At 73.4% G+C, this 16,990-nt stretch carries 14 protein-coding genes; 10 read left to right on the top strand and 4 right to left on the bottom strand.

What is annotated here, in order from left to right; genetic code table 11:
* Positions 1-127: 127 nt before the first annotated feature.
* The gene (radA, locus tag ACLJTM_RS10975; RefSeq protein WP_411103320.1) at positions 128-1,540 is read right to left on the bottom strand and encodes a DNA repair protein RadA; all 1,413 of its coding nucleotides are present in this window, start codon (positions 1,538-1,540) and stop codon (positions 128-130) included.
* Between the two features lie 227 nt (positions 1,541-1,767).
* Here radA and ACLJTM_RS10970 point away from each other — a divergent pair, with 227 nt between their 5' ends.
* The gene (locus tag ACLJTM_RS10970; RefSeq protein WP_411103319.1) at positions 1,768-3,552 is read left to right on the top strand and encodes a hypothetical protein; all 1,785 of its coding nucleotides are present in this window, start codon (positions 1,768-1,770) and stop codon (positions 3,550-3,552) included.
* A 99-nt stretch (positions 3,553-3,651) separates the two neighbouring features.
* Here the strand turns inward: ACLJTM_RS10970 and ACLJTM_RS10965 are convergent, their stop codons facing one another.
* Entirely contained in the window at positions 3,652-4,692 is a 1,041-nt protein-coding gene (locus tag ACLJTM_RS10965; protein WP_411103318.1) for a hypothetical protein, read from the bottom strand.
* 63 nt (positions 4,693-4,755) lie between these two features.
* Between ACLJTM_RS10965 and ACLJTM_RS10960 the strand changes: the two genes are divergently transcribed.
* The 4 genes from ACLJTM_RS10960 to ilvD all read left to right on the top strand — a co-directional run bounded on the left by ACLJTM_RS10960 (position 4,756) and on the right by ilvD (position 9,246).
* A complete protein-coding gene (locus ACLJTM_RS10960) occupies positions 4,756-5,694 on the top strand; it encodes a Ppx/GppA family phosphatase (protein WP_411103317.1) in 939 nt (312 codons plus the stop codon).
* 119 nt (positions 5,695-5,813) lie between these two features.
* Positions 5,814-6,641 carry a sugar phosphate isomerase/epimerase family protein gene (locus ACLJTM_RS10955; protein ID WP_411103316.1) on the top strand — a complete coding sequence of 276 codons (828 nt, stop codon included), beginning with the start codon at positions 5,814-5,816 and terminating at the stop codon, positions 6,639-6,641.
* A complete protein-coding gene (locus ACLJTM_RS10950; protein ID WP_411103315.1) occupies positions 6,638-7,258 on the top strand; it encodes a TetR family transcriptional regulator in 621 nt (206 codons plus the stop codon). The genes ACLJTM_RS10955 and ACLJTM_RS10950 overlap by 4 nt, the downstream gene beginning before the upstream one ends.
* A gap of 137 nt (positions 7,259-7,395) precedes the next feature.
* Entirely contained in the window at positions 7,396-9,246 is a 1,851-nt protein-coding gene (ilvD, locus tag ACLJTM_RS10945) for a dihydroxy-acid dehydratase (RefSeq protein WP_411103314.1), read from the top strand.
* A gap of 34 nt (positions 9,247-9,280) precedes the next feature.
* Here ilvD and ACLJTM_RS10940 read toward each other — a convergent pair whose 3' ends face one another.
* Positions 9,281-11,416 (bottom strand): serine/threonine-protein kinase, encoded by a 2,136-nt coding sequence (locus ACLJTM_RS10940; protein ID WP_411103313.1) that lies wholly within the window; start codon positions 11,414-11,416, stop codon positions 9,281-9,283.
* A 106-nt stretch (positions 11,417-11,522) separates the two neighbouring features.
* Here ACLJTM_RS10940 and ACLJTM_RS10935 point away from each other — a divergent pair, with 106 nt between their 5' ends.
* The 5 genes from ACLJTM_RS10935 to proC all read left to right on the top strand — a co-directional run bounded on the left by ACLJTM_RS10935 (position 11,523) and on the right by proC (position 15,127).
* Positions 11,523-11,825, top strand: a complete 303-nt coding sequence (locus ACLJTM_RS10935; protein ID WP_411103312.1) for a peptidase — start codon at positions 11,523-11,525, stop codon at positions 11,823-11,825.
* Between the two features lie 141 nt (positions 11,826-11,966).
* Complete coding sequence (locus tag ACLJTM_RS10930; protein ID WP_411103311.1) at positions 11,967-12,491, top strand: hypothetical protein; 525 nt, start codon at positions 11,967-11,969, stop codon at positions 12,489-12,491.
* Positions 12,492-12,624: 133 nt separating this feature from the next.
* Entirely contained in the window at positions 12,625-13,449 is an 825-nt protein-coding gene (locus ACLJTM_RS10925; RefSeq protein ID WP_411103310.1) for an ABC transporter ATP-binding protein, read from the top strand.
* Positions 13,446-14,201: an ABC transporter permease gene (locus ACLJTM_RS10920; RefSeq protein ID WP_411103309.1), complete on the top strand. Its 756-nt coding sequence runs from the start codon at positions 13,446-13,448 to the stop codon at positions 14,199-14,201. The genes ACLJTM_RS10925 and ACLJTM_RS10920 overlap by 4 nt, the downstream gene beginning before the upstream one ends.
* A gap of 116 nt (positions 14,202-14,317) precedes the next feature.
* Positions 14,318-15,127: a pyrroline-5-carboxylate reductase gene (gene proC, locus ACLJTM_RS10915; RefSeq protein WP_411103308.1), complete on the top strand. Its 810-nt coding sequence runs from the start codon at positions 14,318-14,320 to the stop codon at positions 15,125-15,127.
* Positions 15,128-15,192: 65 nt separating this feature from the next.
* On the opposite strand, the gene trpS is transcribed toward proC, so the two are convergent.
* Positions 15,193-16,191 carry a tryptophan--tRNA ligase gene (gene trpS, locus ACLJTM_RS10910; protein ID WP_411103307.1) on the bottom strand — a complete coding sequence of 333 codons (999 nt, stop codon included), beginning with the start codon at positions 16,189-16,191 and terminating at the stop codon, positions 15,193-15,195.
* Between the last annotated feature and the right edge of the window lie 799 nt (positions 16,192-16,990).

Here is a 16,990-nt window from a genome sequence, read left to right as displayed (position 1 = left end):
GGCGGACCAGCGCAAAGTCTACCGGCGCAGGCTGTGGCCCCGCCGTGGCTTGACGAGGTGGGCCCTGCGGAGACCCCGTACGGGGCCCTGACCAGCGGAAGAGGGCTCCAAGGGGTTGCCGCGGCGGCTACCGCGCGGCCTTCTCGCCGGCCGGGGTGCGCGAGCGCCCGCGCGGCAGGACCCGCAGCGCGTCACCCATGTCGGCGACCTCGACGACCTTCATCCCCGGGGGCACCCTGCCCGGATCGGACGGCACCAGCGCGTGCGTGAACCCCAGGCGGTGCGCCTCCGCGAGCCGCCGCTGCACACCGGTCACCCGCCGCACCTCGCCGGCCAGGCCCACCTCCCCGATGGCGACCAGGTTCTTCGGCAGCGGCACGTCGCTCGCGGCCGAGGCCAGCGCGAGCGCGATCGCCAGGTCGGCGGCGGGCTCGGTGAGCTTCACGCCGCCCACCGTGGCGCTGTAGATGTCGCGCTTGCCCAGTGCCGTGATGCGGCCGCGCTGCTCCAGGACCGCCAGCATCATCGAGACGCGCGAGGTCTCCAGGCCCGACGTGGTCCGCCGGGGGGAGGGGATCTGCGAGTCCACGGTCAGCGCCTGCACCTCCGCGACCAGCGGCCGCTTGCCCTCCAGGGTCACGGTCAGGCAGGTCCCCGGCACGGCCTCGGCGCGCCGGGTCAGGAACAGGCCGCTCGGATCGGCGAGCCCGGTGATCCCTTCGTCGTGCAGCTCGAAGCAGCCCACCTCGTCGGTGGCCCCGTACCGGTTCTTGATGCCCCGCACCAGACGCAGCCGGGCGTGCCGGTCGCCCTCGAAGCTCAGCACCACGTCGACCAGGTGCTCCAGGAGCCGGGGGCCCGCGATGGCCCCGTCCTTCGTCACGTGGCCCACGAGGAGCGTGGACATCCCGCGTTCCTTGGAGGCCCGGATCAGCGCCCCGGCCACCTCGCGGACCTGGGCCATGCCGCCGGGAGCGCCGTCGATCTCCGGGGAGGCGACCGTCTGTACGGAGTCCAGGATGAGCAGGGAGGGCTTCACCGCGTCGAGGTGCCCGAGGACCGCCGACAGGTCGGTCTCGGCCGCGAGGTAGAGGTGGTCGCTCAGCGCCTTGATGCGGTCGGCCCGCAGCCGGACCTGGCTCGCCGACTCCTCGCCCGTGACGTAGAGGGTGCGGTGCGCGTCGCTGGAGGCCTTCGCCGCCACGTCCAGCAGCAGGGTCGACTTGCCGACGCCGGGCTCCCCGGCGAGCAGTACCACCGCGCCCGGCACCAGGCCGCCGCCGAGGACCCGGTCGAGTTCGTCCACACCGGTGCTGCGCGCGGTCGCCGTCCGCCCGTCGACCTGGGCGATCGGCACGGCCGCGGTGGAGACCCGGCCCGCGGCGGTGGTCCGCACCGCGGGCGCGCCCATCTCCTCGACGGTGCCCCAGGCCTGGCACTCGGGGCACCGCCCGAGCCACTTCGCGGTGGTCCACCCGCACTCGGTACAGCGGTAGGACGGCCGGTCCTTGGCGGATGAACGAGCAGTACGGGCAGCCATGGCGCCCACCGTAGCCGCCGCCACCGACAGCCCGGGCCGCGCCGGGGCGCGCGGGGGGTGCGGGACGTGCCGGGGCCCGCACGAGGCCCGCGGGGAGGCGGGCGACAGTGCAGCGGAGAGGCGGGCGTCAGTGCATACGTCAGTGCATCACCGATCTGTTCACCCGTAAGGACTAAAAGTGCTCAAGGCTTCCGAGGGTCCACCGGCGTGCCGCCTACGGTCGCCGAGTGAACAGCAGCAGCCAGGCACACTCCTCATCGCGCACCGGCGCACACCGGGCGCAGGGGCGCGCGTCCCGCGAGGGGGAGCAGCCGCCCCCCTTCCGGCACGAGCCGTACCTCGACGGCCTGTTCACGTACTGCCTCTCGGTCCTGTGCGACCACGACACCGCCACCGACGTGCTGGGCGACGTCCTCGCCGTCGCGGAACGCCACCCCGGCCGCTGCCCCGACGAGGGCGAGCGGCGGGCCTGGCTGTACGCCCTGGCCCGCTGGGGATGCCTGCGCCGCCTCGGCGAGCAGCGGCGCACTCGGCAGGGAGCGCACTGCGCCGGGCGCGCGCCGGAGCGCGCGGAGCCGGGCCGTGCGCCGGGTGCGCCGGGCGGTGACACGGGGCCCGAGGACGTCCCCGGGGCCCGCCGCGCCCTTGACGTGAGTGCCTACCGGCGTACCGAACTGGCCCGGCTCGCCTGGCCCGAGGCGGCCGGGACCACCCCCGAGCAGCGCGAGGCCCTGGAACTCGCCGTCCGCCACCGCCTCGGCGTCCCCGAGCTCGCCGCCGTCCTCGGCACCGCCCCGGCCGCCGCCCGTGAGCTGCTGTCCGGCGCCGCCTGCGAGGTCGAACGCACCCGGGCCGCCCTGGCCGTCGTCGAGACCGGCAGCTGTCCCGCCGTGTCCCGCCTCACCGGGGACGGGGCCGGCGGCGCCGGAGTCCTGCTGTCCACCACCCTGCGCGCCGAGCTCGTCCGGCACGTCGACGACTGCCCGCGCTGCCGCCGCGTCGCCGAACGCCTCGGCGCCGCGGCACCCTGGCCCGGCTCCGGCGGCCTCGACACCGCCGCCCTGCCCCTGGTCCCGGCGCCCCGCACCGCGGTGCACGCCGCGATGCTCCGCTCGGGCGGCCGCCGCCGGCCCGGACCGCGTTTCGACCGCACCGGTTTCCCAATGGACCCCAAGGACCGTGCGGCCCGACGGGACCGGCTCCGGGCCCGGGCCGTCACCACCACCGTGGTCGCCACCGTCGTGGCCGCGCCGGTCCTCGCCCTCTGGGCCGCGTACCGGGGTGCCCCCGACACGGGCGAGCCCGTCGGCGGCGGGGCCGCACGGATCTCCGCCAGCGAATCGGAGATCCCGCTGCGGCGGGTGGACGGCCGCCCCCTGACGGCGTACGAGATCGCAGGCAACGCCGCCAGCACCACCGGCGGCCCCGGCTTCGCCCCCGGCAGCGCCGCCCCCGACGTCTCCGTCGAGGTGATCAGCACGGGCGCCCCGGCCACCCCCGACCGGCCCGGCGGCCCCGGGCACCTCACGGTATCGGCGGCCTCCCGGGGGGCCGTCACCCTGCTCACCCTGCTCACCCTCACGGCCTCGGGCGGAGCCCCCGTGGACTGGCGCCTGTGGTCCGACGCACCCTGGCTCCGGGCCGACCGGACCGCTGGCACGCTGGCCCCCGGAGAATCGGTCACCCTGCGGATCGTGGTGGACTCCGAAGCCCAGCCCGTGGGGGCGTGGAGCGCGCGGGTGGGGGTGGACCCCGGCGGTGCAGTGGTCTCCGTACGGGGCCGCGGCCGGCCCGCGCCCGACCCGACCCGGCCCCCGCCTGCGACGCAGCCGCCGTCGGCGGACCCGACGCCGACGCCCACGCCGAGCCCGACCCCCACGGAGCCGACGCCGCCGGCTTCGCCGACGCCCGACCCGACGCCCACGGAGGGGCCGGGACCAGGCGGAACGGTTTCCCCCGACCCCGGAACGGATCCGAAGCCGGGGGACGGCGGATCGTCCGCGCCGTCCTAAGCCATGTCGGATCGTGTCGGGGCCCGGCCCGGCCCGCACGGCACATCGCCGCGGACGACCCCGGCCGAGCCGGCGCGATCCGAGAGAGGCGACCTGGCCCTACGGCGCCGGGCGGACCGGGTCGGCCGGGTGCGGAGCCATCGGGAGGAGGGAGGCCAGCCGCGCCTCGCAGAGCTCCACGAGGGCGTCGTAGGCCTCCTTGCCCATCAGCTCCGTCAGCTCGGGGCGGTACGTGAGGTACACCGGGTCACCGGCGCCGTGCGCCGAGGTCGCCGAGGTGCACCACCAGTGCAGGTCGTGGCCGCCCGGACCCCAGCCCCGGCGGTCGTACTCGCCGATCGTCACCTGGAGGACCCGCGTGTCGTCGGGCCGCTCGATCCAGTCGTAGGTGCGCCGGACGGGCAGCTGCCAGCAGACGTCCGGCTTGGTCTCCAGCGGCTCCTTGCCCTCCCGTACGGCCAGGATGTGCAGGGAGCAGCCGGCGCCCGCGGGGAAGCCGGGCCGGTTCAGGAAGATGCAGGCGCCGTCCCAGCGGCGGGTCTGCCTCTCCCCGTCGTCGTCGGTCTGCGTCCACCCGGACTCGCTGCCGACATCGTGGAACTGCCACAGCTCGGGCGTCAGCCGGGACACGTGCTGCGCGACGCGCTGCTCGTCGTCCTCGTCGGAGAAGTGCGCGCCCAGGGTGCAGCAGCCGTCGCTGGCCCGGCCCGCCTGGATGCCCTGGCAGCCGCTGCCGAAGATGCAGGTCCAGCGGGAAGTCAGCCAGGTCAGGTCGCAGCGGAAGACCTGCTCGTCGTCGGCGGGGTCCGGGAACTCCACCCAGGCCCGGGGGAAGTCGAGGCCCTTCTCGTCGGGGACTGCGGGTGCGGCGGCGGCCCGGGCCGCCTTTGCCTTGTTCTTGGCAGAGGACTTGGCAGAGGACTTGGCGGAGGACTTGGGGGAGGACGTGGCGGAGGACGTGGCATCGGGCCTGGACGAGGCCTCCGACGAGGACGCCGACCGCCTGGGCTCGGGCTGCGGCTCGGGTTCGGGCTCGGCCGCGGGGGGCGCGTCGCCCGCGGGGTGCGCGCCGGTCTGGGCGAGGGGGACGCCGGTGTTCTTCTTCGACCGGGTCTTGTCTGCCTTCTTCGTATGTGGCACAAAGCCAAGCCTAAGGGCCCCTTCCTCTTCCCCCGCGCGTTCCTCCCAGTAGCGTTTGCCCCCATGAGACTCGGTGTCCTGGATGTGGGTTCGAATACGGTCCATCTGCTGGTGGTGGACGCGCACCCCGGTGCGCGCCCGCAGCCGGCGCACTCGCACAAGGTGGACATGCGGTTGGCTCAGCTGCTCGACGAGCAGGGCGCCGTCACCCCCGAGGGCGTGGAGCGGCTGGTCTCGGTCCTCGCGGAGGCCGTGCAGGCCGCGGAGGACAAGGGGTGCGAGGACGTCCTGCCCTTTGCCACCAGCGCGGTCCGCGAGGCCACGAACGCGGACGAGGTACTGGCCCGCGTGAAGCGGGAGACCGGTCTCGACCTGCCCGTGCTCAGCGGCGAGGACGAGGCCCGGCTGACGTTCCTGGCGGTCCGCCGGTGGTTCGGCTGGTCGGCCGGCAAGCTCCTCGTACTGGACATCGGCGGGGGCTCGCTGGAGATCGCGTGCGGCATCGACGAGGACCCGGACACGGCCGTCTCCCTGCCGCTGGGCGCCGGCCGCCTCACGGCGGGCTGGCTCCCCGCCGATCCGCCGGACGCCGCGGACGTACGGGCGCTGCGGCGCCACGTGCGGGCGCAGATCGCCCGTACGGTCGGTGAGTTCAACCGCTTCGGGGCGCCGGATCACGTGGTGGCGACCTCGAAGACCTTCAAGCAGCTGGCCCGCATGGCGGGGGCGGCCCGCTCGGCGGACGGCCTGTACGTCCAGCGGGACCTGACCCGCAAGTCCCTGGAGGAGTGGGTCCCGCGGCTGGCGGCCATGACCACCGACGAGCGGGCGGCCCTGCCGGGCGTCTCGGAGGGCCGGGCGCACCAGCTCCTGGCGGGGGCGCTGGTCGCGGAGGGCGCGATGGACCTCCTCGGGGTCGACGCGCTCGAAATCTGCCCCTGGGCCCTGCGCGAGGGAGTCATCCTGCGCCGCCTGGACCACCTCCCCACGGTGGCGGGCTGAGGCGGGGGCCGAGGGGGCTGAAGGGCTGCAGGGGTCTGCGGGGGCCTGCGGGGGGCGGGTTGACCGTTGCGTGGTGGTCGTCACGTTCTGCGGGGGCGCGGGGCCCGTAACCTGTCTGCGTGGCAGAACCAGTCCGCACACCCACCGCGAAAGTCGCCCTCTCCACCGCATCGGTCTATCCCGAGTCGACGGCGACCGCCTTCGAGATCGCCGCGCGCCTCGGGTACGACGGCGTCGAGGTCATGGTGTGGACGGATCCGGTCAGCCAGGACGTGGACGCACTGCGGCGGCTGTCCGACCACCACCAGGTGCCGGTCCTCGCCGTGCACGCACCCTGCCTGCTCATCACCCAGCGCGTGTGGTCGACGGATCCGTGGACGAAGTTGCAGCGGGCCCGGGCGGCGGCCGAGCGGCTCGGGGCGTCGACCGTCGTCGTGCACCCGCCCTTCCGCTGGCAGCGGCAGTACTCCCGGGACTTCGTCACCGGGATCTGGCGGATGGCGGACGAGACCGACGTGCGGTTCGCCGTCGAGAACATGTACCCCTGGCGCTACCGCGACCGCGAGATGCTCGCGTACGCACCGGAGTGGGACGTCACCAAGGACGACTACCGGCACTTCACCGTCGACCTGTCGCACACCGCGACGGCCCGGACCGACGCCACGGCGATGATCGACCGGATGGGCGACCGGCTCGCGCACGTGCACCTCGCGGACGGGAACGGGTCGGCCAAGGACGAGCACCTGGTGCCCGGGCGCGGTACGCAGCCCTGCGCCGAGCTGCTGGAGCGGCTCGCCCGGACCTCCTTCGACGGGCACGTGGTCATCGAGGTCAACACGCGGCGCGCCATGTCCTCCGCCGAGCGCGAGGCCGACCTCGCCGAGGCGCTGGCCTTCACCCGGCTGCACCTGGCCACCGCGGCCCGTCCCCGGGTCCGCCGCCCGTGACCGAGCCCGCGAAGCCGCGCCGCCGGGGTCCCGGACGGCCCCGTCAGGACGAGGCCGAGGAAGGCCCCGGCACCCAGGAGCGCATCCGGCTCGCCGCCCGCGAGGTGTTCGCGGAACGGGGGTACGACAAGACGTCCGTACGCGGCATCGCGAAGGTGGCCGGTGTGGACCCGGCGCTGGTGCACCACTACTTCGGCAGCAAGGACGACCTCTTCGCCGCGGCCGTGGAGATCGACATGGAGCCCGCGCTGGTGGCCCCGTCGATCCTCGGAGGCGGCCCGGACGGCGTCGGCGAGCGGCTGGCCAGGTATTTCCTGGGGATCTGGGAGAACCCGGCGACGCGGGCGCCGATGCTGGCCGTCATCCGGTCGGCGCTCACCCACGAGGCCGCCGCGAAGGTGCTGCGCGGGCTGATCCTGCGGCGGGTCCTGGAGAAGGTCGCCGCCGACCTCGACGTCCCCGAGCCGACCTTCCGGGCCGAGCTTGCCGCCTCGCACATGGTCGGCATCGCGATCCTGCGGTACGTGGTCCGCGTGGAGCCCCTCGCGTCCGCGGATCCCGAGGACATCATCGCGCTGGTCGCCCCCACGCTGCAGCGCTACCTGACCGAGGAGTGACCGCTGGCTGACCCTCTCGTCCCGGCATCCGGACTCGCCGTCCGCATCCCGGGCGAGGAGCGGTAGCCTCGTATGCAGATTCCTGACTACAGTCGCGGCCGCGTCCGGCGCAGCCGCACCTCTGGGGAGTGAACCCGATGCCCGAGCTCCGGTCCCGTACCGTCACCCACGGCCGCAACATGGCGGGCGCGCGCGCCCTGATGCGCGCGTCGGGCGTAGCGAGCGAGGACATCGGCAAGCCGATCATCGCGGTGGCCAACTCCTTCACCGAGTTCGTCCCCGGGCACACGCACCTGGCCCCGGTCGGCCGGATCGTCTCCGACGCCATCCGGGCCGCGGGCGCGATCCCGCGCGAGTTCAACACGATCGCCGTCGACGACGGCATCGCCATGGGGCACGGCGGGATGCTGTACTCCCTGCCCTCGCGCGACCTGATCGCGGACTCCGTGGAGTACATGGTCGAGGCGCACTGCGCGGACGCGCTGATCTGCATCTCGAACTGCGACAAGATCACGCCGGGGATGCTGATGGCCGCGATGCGGCTGAACATCCCGGTCGTGTTCGTCTCCGGCGGTCCGATGGAGGCGGGGCAGGCCATCCTCGTCGACGGCACCGTCCGCAAGCTGGACCTGATCGACGCCATGGTCGACGCCTCCAACGAGAACATCTCCGACGAGGACGTGCTGCGGATCGAGGAGAACGCCTGTCCGACCTGCGGGTCGTGTTCGGGCATGTTCACCGCCAACTCGATGAACTGCCTCGCCGAGGCCATCGGCCTGGCCCTGCCGGGCAACGGCTCGGTGCTCGCCACCCACACCGCCCGCCGCGCCCTGTACGAGGACGCCGGCCGGACGGTCGTGGAGATCACCAAGCGGTACTACGAGGACGGCGACGAGTCGGTCCTGCCGCGCTCCATCGCCACCCGCGAGGCCTTCGAGAACGCCATGGCGCTCGACATCGCCATGGGCGGGTCCACGAACACGATCCTGCACCTGCTCGCAGCGGCGCAGGAAGCCGGTCTGGACTACGACCTCACCGACATCGACGAGGTCTCGCGCCGCGTGCCGTGCCTGTCGAAGGTCGCGCCGAACGTGGCGCCCGGCGGCACGTACTACATGGAGGACATCCACCGGGCCGGCGGCATCCCCGCCATCCTGGGCGAGCTGCACCGCGGCGGGCTCCTCAACAAGAACGTCACCACCGTGCACTCCGACGGCCTGGAGGACTGGCTGGCGCAGTGGGACGCCCGCTCCGGCACCGCTTCGGACACGGCGATGGAGCTGTGGCACGCCGCCCCCGGCTGCAAGCGTTCCGCCTCGGCCTTCTCCCAGTCCGAGCGCTGGGACACCCTCGACCTCGACGCCGAGGGCGGCTGCATCCGCTCGGTGCAGCACGCGTACTCCAAGGACGGCGGGCTGGCCGTGCTGCGCGGCAACATCGCCGTCGACGGCTGTGTGGTGAAGACCGCCGGTGTCGACGAGTCGATCTGGACGTTCGAGGGCCCGGCCGTGGTCTGCGAGTCGCAGGACGAGGCCGTCGACAAGATCCTCCGCAAGGAGATCAAGGCGGGCGACGTGGTCGTCATCCGCTACGAGGGCCCGCGCGGCGGCCCCGGCATGCAGGAGATGCTGTACCCGACCTCCTTCCTCAAGGGCCGCGGCCTCGGCAAGGTCTGCGCCCTGGTGACGGACGGCCGCTTCTCCGGCGGCACCTCGGGACTGTCCATCGGCCACGCCTCCCCCGAGGCGGCCTCGGGCGGCACCATCGCCGTCGTCGAGGACGGGGACCGGATCCGCATCGACATCCCGAACCGGTCCATCGAGCTGCTGGTGGACGAGGCGACGCTGGCGGCCCGCCACGAGGCGCTGGGCGGGGTGTACGCCCCGAAGAACCGCGAGCGCAAGGTCTCCGCGGCCCTGCGCGCCTATGCGGCGATGGCGACCAGCGCCGACAAGGGCGCCGTGCGTGACGTGAGCCGACTGAGCTGAGCGCCGTCCACACCGAGAACCCTGCCGGGCGGCGTCACCACCCGGCGGGGTTCCGCGCGTCCAGGGCGAACACCGTCCCGTCGGGCGCGGACCCGTAGACCCGGCCGCCGGCGACGACGGGCGCGGGGAGGGTGGCGCTGAAGGTGTCCTTGCCCGTCACCATCCGGGGCTTGGTCTGCCCGACGAGGCGGCCCGCCGCGGCATCGACGGCGAGGAGCCGCCCGTCCGACGCGCTCAGGTACAACCGCCCGTCCTCGAAGACCGGTTGGGAGGAGAAGGCCGTACCCGTCTCCAGCCGCCAGATCTCCTTGGCCGCCCCGACCGCCGCCAGCCCACCGGAGGTACCGACCAGATACACGGTCCCGTCGGGAGCCACGGCGGCCTGCGCGTCGAACAGCGGCGATGCCAGCGGGACGCGGAGCACGGCGCGCGTCGCCAGATCGACGCGGACCACGGCGTCGGTCTTGGACTCGGCGTCCTTGTCCACGAGGTACATGCCGCCCCGCGCCGTTCCCACGGGTCGCAGACGCCCCTCGGCGCGGATCTGCCAGAGCACCGCGCCGCTCCCGGGGTCCACTGCCGCCAGCTGGGTCGAGGCCGTGCTCCTGCTCGACGCGGCCACGAACAGCGCCGGAGGGGACGAATCCGCAAGGCCGCCCCACCACACGGACCCCGGTCCACCGACCTGCTTGGTCCACTGCGGGACGCCGTTGGACGGGTCCATGGCGCTGACGCTCCCGTCCGCCGTGACGACGAGTGCCTTCCCGCCGGTGACGATCACCCGCGCGCCGCCCGGCAGGTCCCGGCCCCACCGCACCGAGCCCGTACCGGGGTCCACGGCCTTGAGCGCCCCGCTGTCGGGAGTCACCGACAGCACGAGCCCGCCCACGGACAGGGGCACCCTTTCCTTGTCGCCCCTCGGTTCTCGCGCGGCGGTCGGCACGGACCACACCACCGCACCGTTCGCCGGGTCCAGCCGGGCCGCCGCGACTCCGGGGGCAGAGCAGTAGAGGGCGTCGCCCCCGCCCGAGCACGCCGGGGTGGGGCCCTGCGTTCCTGACGCGGCCAGCCTCGCCTCCCAGGGCACGAACTCCTCGGACTCCGTGGCCGCGGCCGCCGTGGTCCCCGGCGCGACGGGCTCGTCGGTCCCGCGCAGGACGTACCCGCCGGCCAGCCCGCCCACGAGCAACAGCCCGACACCCGCGGCGACCCCGATCCGTGCCCGCCGGCGCCGCCCCGTGGCCCCGGCGGGAGGTGCGGACGCGTCCGCGATCCGGTTTTGCCGGTGGGTGTCCTCCTCGTCGGGCACGGGTCTGCGCGGCTGCGGTACGAAGGCCTGCGTGTCCTCGGAGGTCGGGCTGGCCACGGCCCGGACCTCGGCGATCAGCGCGTGCGCGGTCGGCCGTTCCTCCGGATCCTTGGCGAGGCAACGGGCCACGATCGGTACGAGCCGCGCCGGCAGCCCTGCCAGATCGGGCTCGCTGTGCACCACCTGGTACGCCACGAGGTAGTGGCTGTCGGAGTCGAAGGGCCCGTGTCCGGTCGCCGCGTGGACGAGCACCGCACCCAGCGCGAAGACGTCGGCGGCCGGCCCCACCTCGCGGGGCCGCTGGAACTGCTCCGGCGCCATGAACGGCGGGGTTCCGATCAGCTTGCCGGTCTCGGTGCGCAGGTCGCTGTCGACCGGGCGCGAGATCCCGAAGTCGATGACCCGCACCCCGTCCGGGGCCATCAGCACGTTGCTCGGCTTCAGGTCCCGGTGCACCACCCCGGCGCGGTGGATGTCCCGCAGGGCCTCCGCGAGGCCGGCGGCGAGCCGGGTCAGCTCAACGGCGTCCAGCACGCGCTCCCGTACCCGCTCGGACAGCGTCGGCGCATCGACGAACAGGGTGGCCATCCAAGGCCGTTCGGCATCCGGGTCGGCGTCCACGACGGGCGCGGTGAACGCCCCGCTCACCCGCCTCGCGGCAGCGACCTCCTGCCGGAACCGCGCCCGGAACTCCGGATCCACCGCGTGCTGGGCGTGCACGACCTTGACGGCGAGTTTCAGCCCCGAGCTGGAGGCGGCCAGGTGGACGACGCCCATACCGCCGGAGCCGAGCACGGATTCGAGCCGGTACTGCCCGGCGTACTCCGGAAACCCGGCGTAGTCCGCGCGCCGCGATCGCACCGCTCACCACCCCCGCCGGAGCCTAGTCCATGGTCCGTGCGAATCTCCAAGGTCCTGCTACCCTGCGCGCGTTGCGCAGTGCAACACCCATGGGGGGAGATTTCGCATGTCCGTTGAGAACGATTCCGGCCAAGTTCAAAGCCTCGCCGCCGTATCCGGCGTCCAGAGGTTCCCGGTCGCGCCCGGCTACAACGTCAACGTCCGCAGCGGTCCCGGCACCGGATACGCGATCGTCGACACCCTGCCGCTCGGTGCGATCGTCTCGGTCCGCTGCCAGTGCCCCGGCACGACCGTCTCGGGTCCTTACGGCACGACGAACCTGTGGGACTGCATCGGGAACGGCGAGTTCGTGTCCGACGCCTACGTGAAGACCGGCAGCGACGGCTACGTCGCCCCCCGCTGCGCGTAGCGAAGGTCCTGCCCGGCCGGCGCCGACCCGCCCCGCGGCCCGCCCGCCGGGGCAAGAGGTGGGCGCGGTCGCGGCACGGTCACCGTTCTGCCACGTGAGACACCCCCGGCCGGCCCGCCCCGGCGGGGGATAATCGCCGGTGTGAGCGACGACCAGCGAGACCAGACCCCCGCCGCGCCGGCCCCGGCGGCCCCCGCCGGGCCGGAGCCCGAGCCGATCCGCTTCTTCGGGACGACCTGGGTGGAGCACGACGGCGGCTACGCACTGCGCCGCGTCGGCGCCGCGCTGGGCCACCTCGCCGCGGCCGTGGCGGGCGCCTACCTGCTGCAGTTCGCGTACGAGGGCATGGAGATCGGCGACGTCGGCCCGTTCCTGAGCATCTCCGTCGTCGTCCTCTTCGCGATCGCCAGTTCGATCGCCTTCGCCAAGACCTGGGAGTCCTTCACCCGCCGCCCCCGCCCGTCCTCGGACGAGGCCGCCCTCAAGGGCCTCAAGGCGATCGGCTTCATCGGCTCCCTCATCGCCTACTTCCTGCGCTGCTTCACCGAGGCCCCGGGGGAGGGGCTGCGCCGTGCCGAGTACGAGCGGGCCTCGGCGGAGTTCGCCCGCCGCCGCAGCACCCGTACGGGCAACCCGGCCGCGCGCCGCCCCAAGCGCAAGAAGTAGCCAGCGCCCTTTCCGCCCTTCCCCGCCCTTCCCCGCCCCGCCTGCCCCGCCTGCCCCGCCCGCCCCGCCCGCCCGGGGCCGGCGGGTCCGGCCGTGTTGACGGCGCGGCACCGCCAGGAGCATTATTCATCACATGATGAATAACCAGGCCGAAGGAGTCCCGGCCCCCGCCCCGGCCGCCGTGCACGCCCGCGGCCTGACCGTCCGCCGCGGCACCGGCCGCGCACCCCGCACCGTCCTCGACTCCCTCGCCTTCGACGTCCCCCGCGGCCGCATCACCGGCCTCCTCGGCCCCTCCGGCTGCGGCAAATCCACCCTGATGCGCGCCGTCGTCGGCACCCAGGCCCGCGTCACCGGCACCCTCGACGTCCTCGGCCGGCCGGCGGGCCACCCGGGCCTGCGCGCGCGCATCGGCTACGTCACCCAGGCGCCCTCCGTCTACGACGACCTCACCGTCCGGCAGAACCTCGCCTACTTCGCCGCCGTCCTCGACCCCGGCCGGGCCGCCGCCGACCGCCGCGCCGAAGCCGTCGACCGCGCCGTCGCCGACGTCGACCTCACCGCCCGCGCCGACGCCCTCGCCGGGAACCTCTCCGGAGGCCAGCGCAGCCGCGTCTCCCTCGCCGTCGCCCTCCTCGGCACCCCCGAGCTGCTGGTCCTCGACGAACCCACCGTCGGACTGGACCCCGTACTGCGCCGCGACCTGTGGAACCTCTTCCACCGGATCACCGCCACCCGCGGCGCCACGATCCTCGTCTCCTCCCACGTGATGGACGAGGCCGAGCGCTGCCACGACCTGCTCCTCATGCGCGCAGGCCGCATCCTCGCGCAGGACACCCCCGACGCCCTGCGCACCCGCACCCGCTCCGACACCGTCGAGGAGGGCTTCCTCCGCCTCGTCGACGACGCCGACACCATCGCCCACGCCGCAGCCACCGCACCGGAGCAGAGCCGATGACCTCCGCCACCGCCCTCAGCGGCGCCCGCACCGCGGCCACCGCCGCCCGCGTCCTGCGCCAGCTCCGCCACGACCCGCGCTCGCTCGCCCTGATGCTGCTGGTCCCCGTCCTGATGCTGGTCCTGCTGCGCTACGTCTTCCACGGCAGCGACCGCACCTTCGACAGCATCGGCGCATCCCTTCTCGGGATCTTCCCCCTCATCACCATGTTCCTGGTGACCTCCATCGCCACCCTGCGCGAACGCACCTCCGGCACCCTCGAACGCCTCCTCGCCCTGCCCCTCGGCAAAGGCGACCTGATCGCCGGGTACGCCCTCGCCTTCGGCGCCGTGTCCGTCCTGCAGTCCCTCCTCGCCACCGGCCTCGCCCTGTGGGTCCTCGGCCTCGACGTCGTCGGCTCCCCCTGGCTGCTCCTGCTGGTCGCCCTCCTCGACGCGCTCCTCGGCACTGCCCTCGGACTCTTCGTCTCCGCCTTCGCCGCCTCCGAGTTCCAGGCCGTCCAGTTCATGCCGGCGGTGATCTTCCCCCAGCTGCTGCTCTGCGGCCTCTTCGCCCCCCGCGCCTCCATGCACCCGGTCCTCGAAGCCCTCTCGGACGTCCTGCCCATGTCCTACGCCGTCGACGGCATGACCCAGGTCCTCACCCACACCGACATGACCGCCGCGTTCGTGCGCGACGCCGCCGTCGTCGCCGGCTGCGCCCTGCTCGTCCTCGCCCTCGGCGCGGCCACCCTGCGCCGCCGCACCCCCTGACGCCCGGCGCCCACAGGACGGACACCTCCTCGCCGCAACGCCCCCGGGTGCAAGGATGAGGAGGTATCCGCTGTCCGCAGCACGTGTGCAACACAGTTCGGCGAGGTGAATCGGGCATGACCCAGACAGTCGCGGTCCTCGGTACCGGCAAGATCGGCGAGGCCCTGCTCAGCGGGATGATCCGAGGGGGCCGGCCCGCCGCGAAACTCCTCGTCACCGCGCGCCGCCCGGAACGCGCCGAGGAACTCACCGCCCGCTACGGCGTCGAGGCCGTCAGCAACGCCGAGGCCGCCAAGCGCGCCGACACCCTCATCCTCACCGTGAAGCCGCAGGACATGGGCAAGCTCCTGGAAGAGCTCGCCCCCCACGTCCCGGCCGACCGCCTGGTCATCAGCGGCGCCGCGGGCGTCCCCACCGCCTTCTTCGAGGAGCGGCTCGCCGCAGGCACCCCCGTCGTCCGCGTCATGACGAACACCCCCGCCCTCGTCGACGAGGCCATGTCCGTGATCTCGGCCGGCAGCCACGCCACCGCCGCCCACCTCCAGCACACCGAGGAGATCTTCGGCGGCGTCGGCAAGACCCTGCGCGTCCCGGAGTCCCAGCAGGACGCGGCCACCGCCCTCTCCGGCTCCGGACCCGCCTACTTCTACTTCCTCGTCGAAGCCATGACCGACGCGGGCATCCTCCTCGGCCTGCCCCGCGCCCAGGCCCACGACCTGATCGTGCAGGCCGCCATCGGCGCCGCCGTCATGCTCCGCGACAGCGGCGAGCACCCCGTCAAACTCCGCGAGGCCGTCACCTCCCCGGCCGGCACCACCATCAACGCGATCGTGGAACTGGAGAAGCACGGCGTCCGGGCGGCCCTGATCGCCGCCCTCGAAGCGGCCCGCGACCGCAGCCGCGAACTCGCCTCCGGAAACAGCTGACACCGACCGGCCGCCGGGTACGGGCCCCGCACGAGCGGGCACCCGTACCCCTGTGCCCCCGCTCCTCAGGGCGCGAGCAGCCCGATCGCCCGGTACGCCCGGTCCACCACCGGCCTCGCCAGCTCCCTGGCCCGCCCGGCGCCTTCCCGCAGCACCTTCTCCACCGCACCCGGATCGGCGGCCAGTTCGGCATGCCGTTCCCGCACCGGCCGCAGCAGCTCCACCACGGCATCGGCGACGTCCCGCTTCAGGGCCCCGTAGCCGGTGTAGCCGCCGGCGAGCTCCACAGGGTCCCCGCCGGTGCAGGCGGCCAGCAGGTCGAGCAGGTTCGCCGCTCCCGGCCGCGCCGCCCGGTCGTGGACGACGCCGCCGTCCCCGCTGTCGGTCACGGCCCGCATCACCTTCCTGACCACGACCTCCGGCTCGTCGAGCAGATGGACGATCCCGGCCGCGTTCCCGTGGGACTTCCCCATCTTGGACGTCGGCTCCTGGAGGTCCATGACCCGCGCCGCGACCGTCGGATGCGTCGCCCGCGGCACGGTGAAGGTGTGCCCGTAGCGCTGGTTGAAGCGCACCGCGAGGTCGCGGGTCAGCTCGACGTGCTGCCGCTGGTCCTCGCCGACCGGCACCTCCTGTGTCCCGTAGGCCAGGATGTCGGCCGCCATCAGCACGGGATAGGTGAGCAGCGACAGCCGCACGCCCTCCCCGGCCGCCAGCGCCTTCGCCGCCTTCTCCTTGTACTGGATCATCCGCCGCAGCTCACCGTCGGTGGCGGTGCACTCCAGCAGGTACGCCAGCCGCGTGTGCTCGTCGACATGGCTCTGCACGAAGAGGGTGCACCGCTGCGGATCCAGCCCGGAGGCCAGCAGCAGTGTGGCCGCCTGGCGGGTGAGCCGCCGTACGCGCCCGGGATCGTGCTCCACGGTCAGCGCGTGCAGGTCGACGACGCAGAACAGCGCCTCGTCCGGTCCCTGGTCGGCGGCGGCCCACTGCCGGACCGCCCCCAGGTAGTTCCCCAGCGTCAGATGCCCGGTCGGCTTGACCCCGCTGAAGATCCTCGTCATGTCCTGCTCTCCCTACGTGTGTGGTGTGAGTGGCGCCGGTACCGCCTGCCGGGCGGCCGAGCCACTCCCCGGGGGGAGAAACAAGAACGGCCGCCGAGGCGGCGGCCGTGGAGCGCGTGCGTGCTCGCGCAGAAGGTCAGCCGCCGTCAGGCGGCCCACCAACGAAGACTGGACGGGAGCACGGGTGTGGTCATGGGGACAGCGTAGACGGTGGGACGCGGACCCGCCCGGAGGTTCCGGACACCGCCGGTCCGCCGCCGCCCGACCCGGGGTTGACACGCTTGTGCCCGGTCCGTAAGGTTCTTCGAGTTGTCCGAAGTGAGCGCCGGCCCGGCCGGTCCCCGGACAGCCATTCCGCACCACACATTCGAACGAACGACGCACTGTGTCGTCCTGTTTTCATGCGTATTTGCGAATGAGGAATCCGTGTCCCAGGACGCGGCCGCCGATTAGGTCCGGCAGCCGGGAATCCGCTACTGTCTCACTCGCCGGAAGGGCCCAACAGCCCGGAACGCAAGCCCCGCTGACTGGGAGTCAGGCCCGAAAGGATCTGATAGAGTCGGACTCGCCGGAAAGGGAAACGCGAAAGCGAAAACCTGGAAAGCGAACCCCGCTTCGACCGGGAATCGGACACGAAAGAGTCTGATAGAGTCGGAAACGAAGAACGAAGCCCGGAGGAAAGCCCGAGAGGGTGAGTACAAAGGAAGCGTCCGTTCCTTGAGAACTCAACAGCGTGCCAAAAATCAACGCCAGAAGTTGATACCCCGTCCATTTCGGTGGATGAGGTTCCTTTGAAAAA

This window comes from Streptomyces sp. cmx-4-9, from assembly GCF_046548835.1.
Lineage (GTDB): Bacteria > Actinomycetota > Actinomycetes > Streptomycetales > Streptomycetaceae > Streptomyces.
Note: the sequence above shows the minus strand (reverse complement) of the source record. Positions and strands in the feature narration are given on the sequence as shown.

Excerpts from the sequence above, each read along its gene's own strand:
- ilvD (WP_411103314.1), top strand. The coding sequence starts at position 7,396 with ATGCCCGAGCTCCGGTCCCGTACCGTCACCCACGGCCGCAACATGGCG.
- ACLJTM_RS10920 (WP_411103309.1), top strand. The coding sequence starts at position 13,446 with ATGACCTCCGCCACCGCCCTCAGCGGCGCCCGCACCGCGGCCACCGCC.
- ACLJTM_RS10960 (WP_411103317.1), top strand. The coding sequence starts at position 4,756 with ATGAGACTCGGTGTCCTGGATGTGGGTTCGAATACGGTCCATCTGCTG.
- radA (WP_411103320.1), bottom strand. The coding sequence starts at position 1,540 with ATGGCTGCCCGTACTGCTCGTTCATCCGCCAAGGACCGGCCGTCCTAC.
- ACLJTM_RS10935 (WP_411103312.1), top strand. The coding sequence starts at position 11,523 with ATGTCCGTTGAGAACGATTCCGGCCAAGTTCAAAGCCTCGCCGCCGTA.
- proC (WP_411103308.1), top strand. The coding sequence starts at position 14,318 with ATGACCCAGACAGTCGCGGTCCTCGGTACCGGCAAGATCGGCGAGGCC.
- trpS (WP_411103307.1), bottom strand. The coding sequence starts at position 16,191 with ATGACGAGGATCTTCAGCGGGGTCAAGCCGACCGGGCATCTGACGCTG.
- ACLJTM_RS10925 (WP_411103310.1), top strand. The coding sequence starts at position 12,625 with ATGATGAATAACCAGGCCGAAGGAGTCCCGGCCCCCGCCCCGGCCGCC.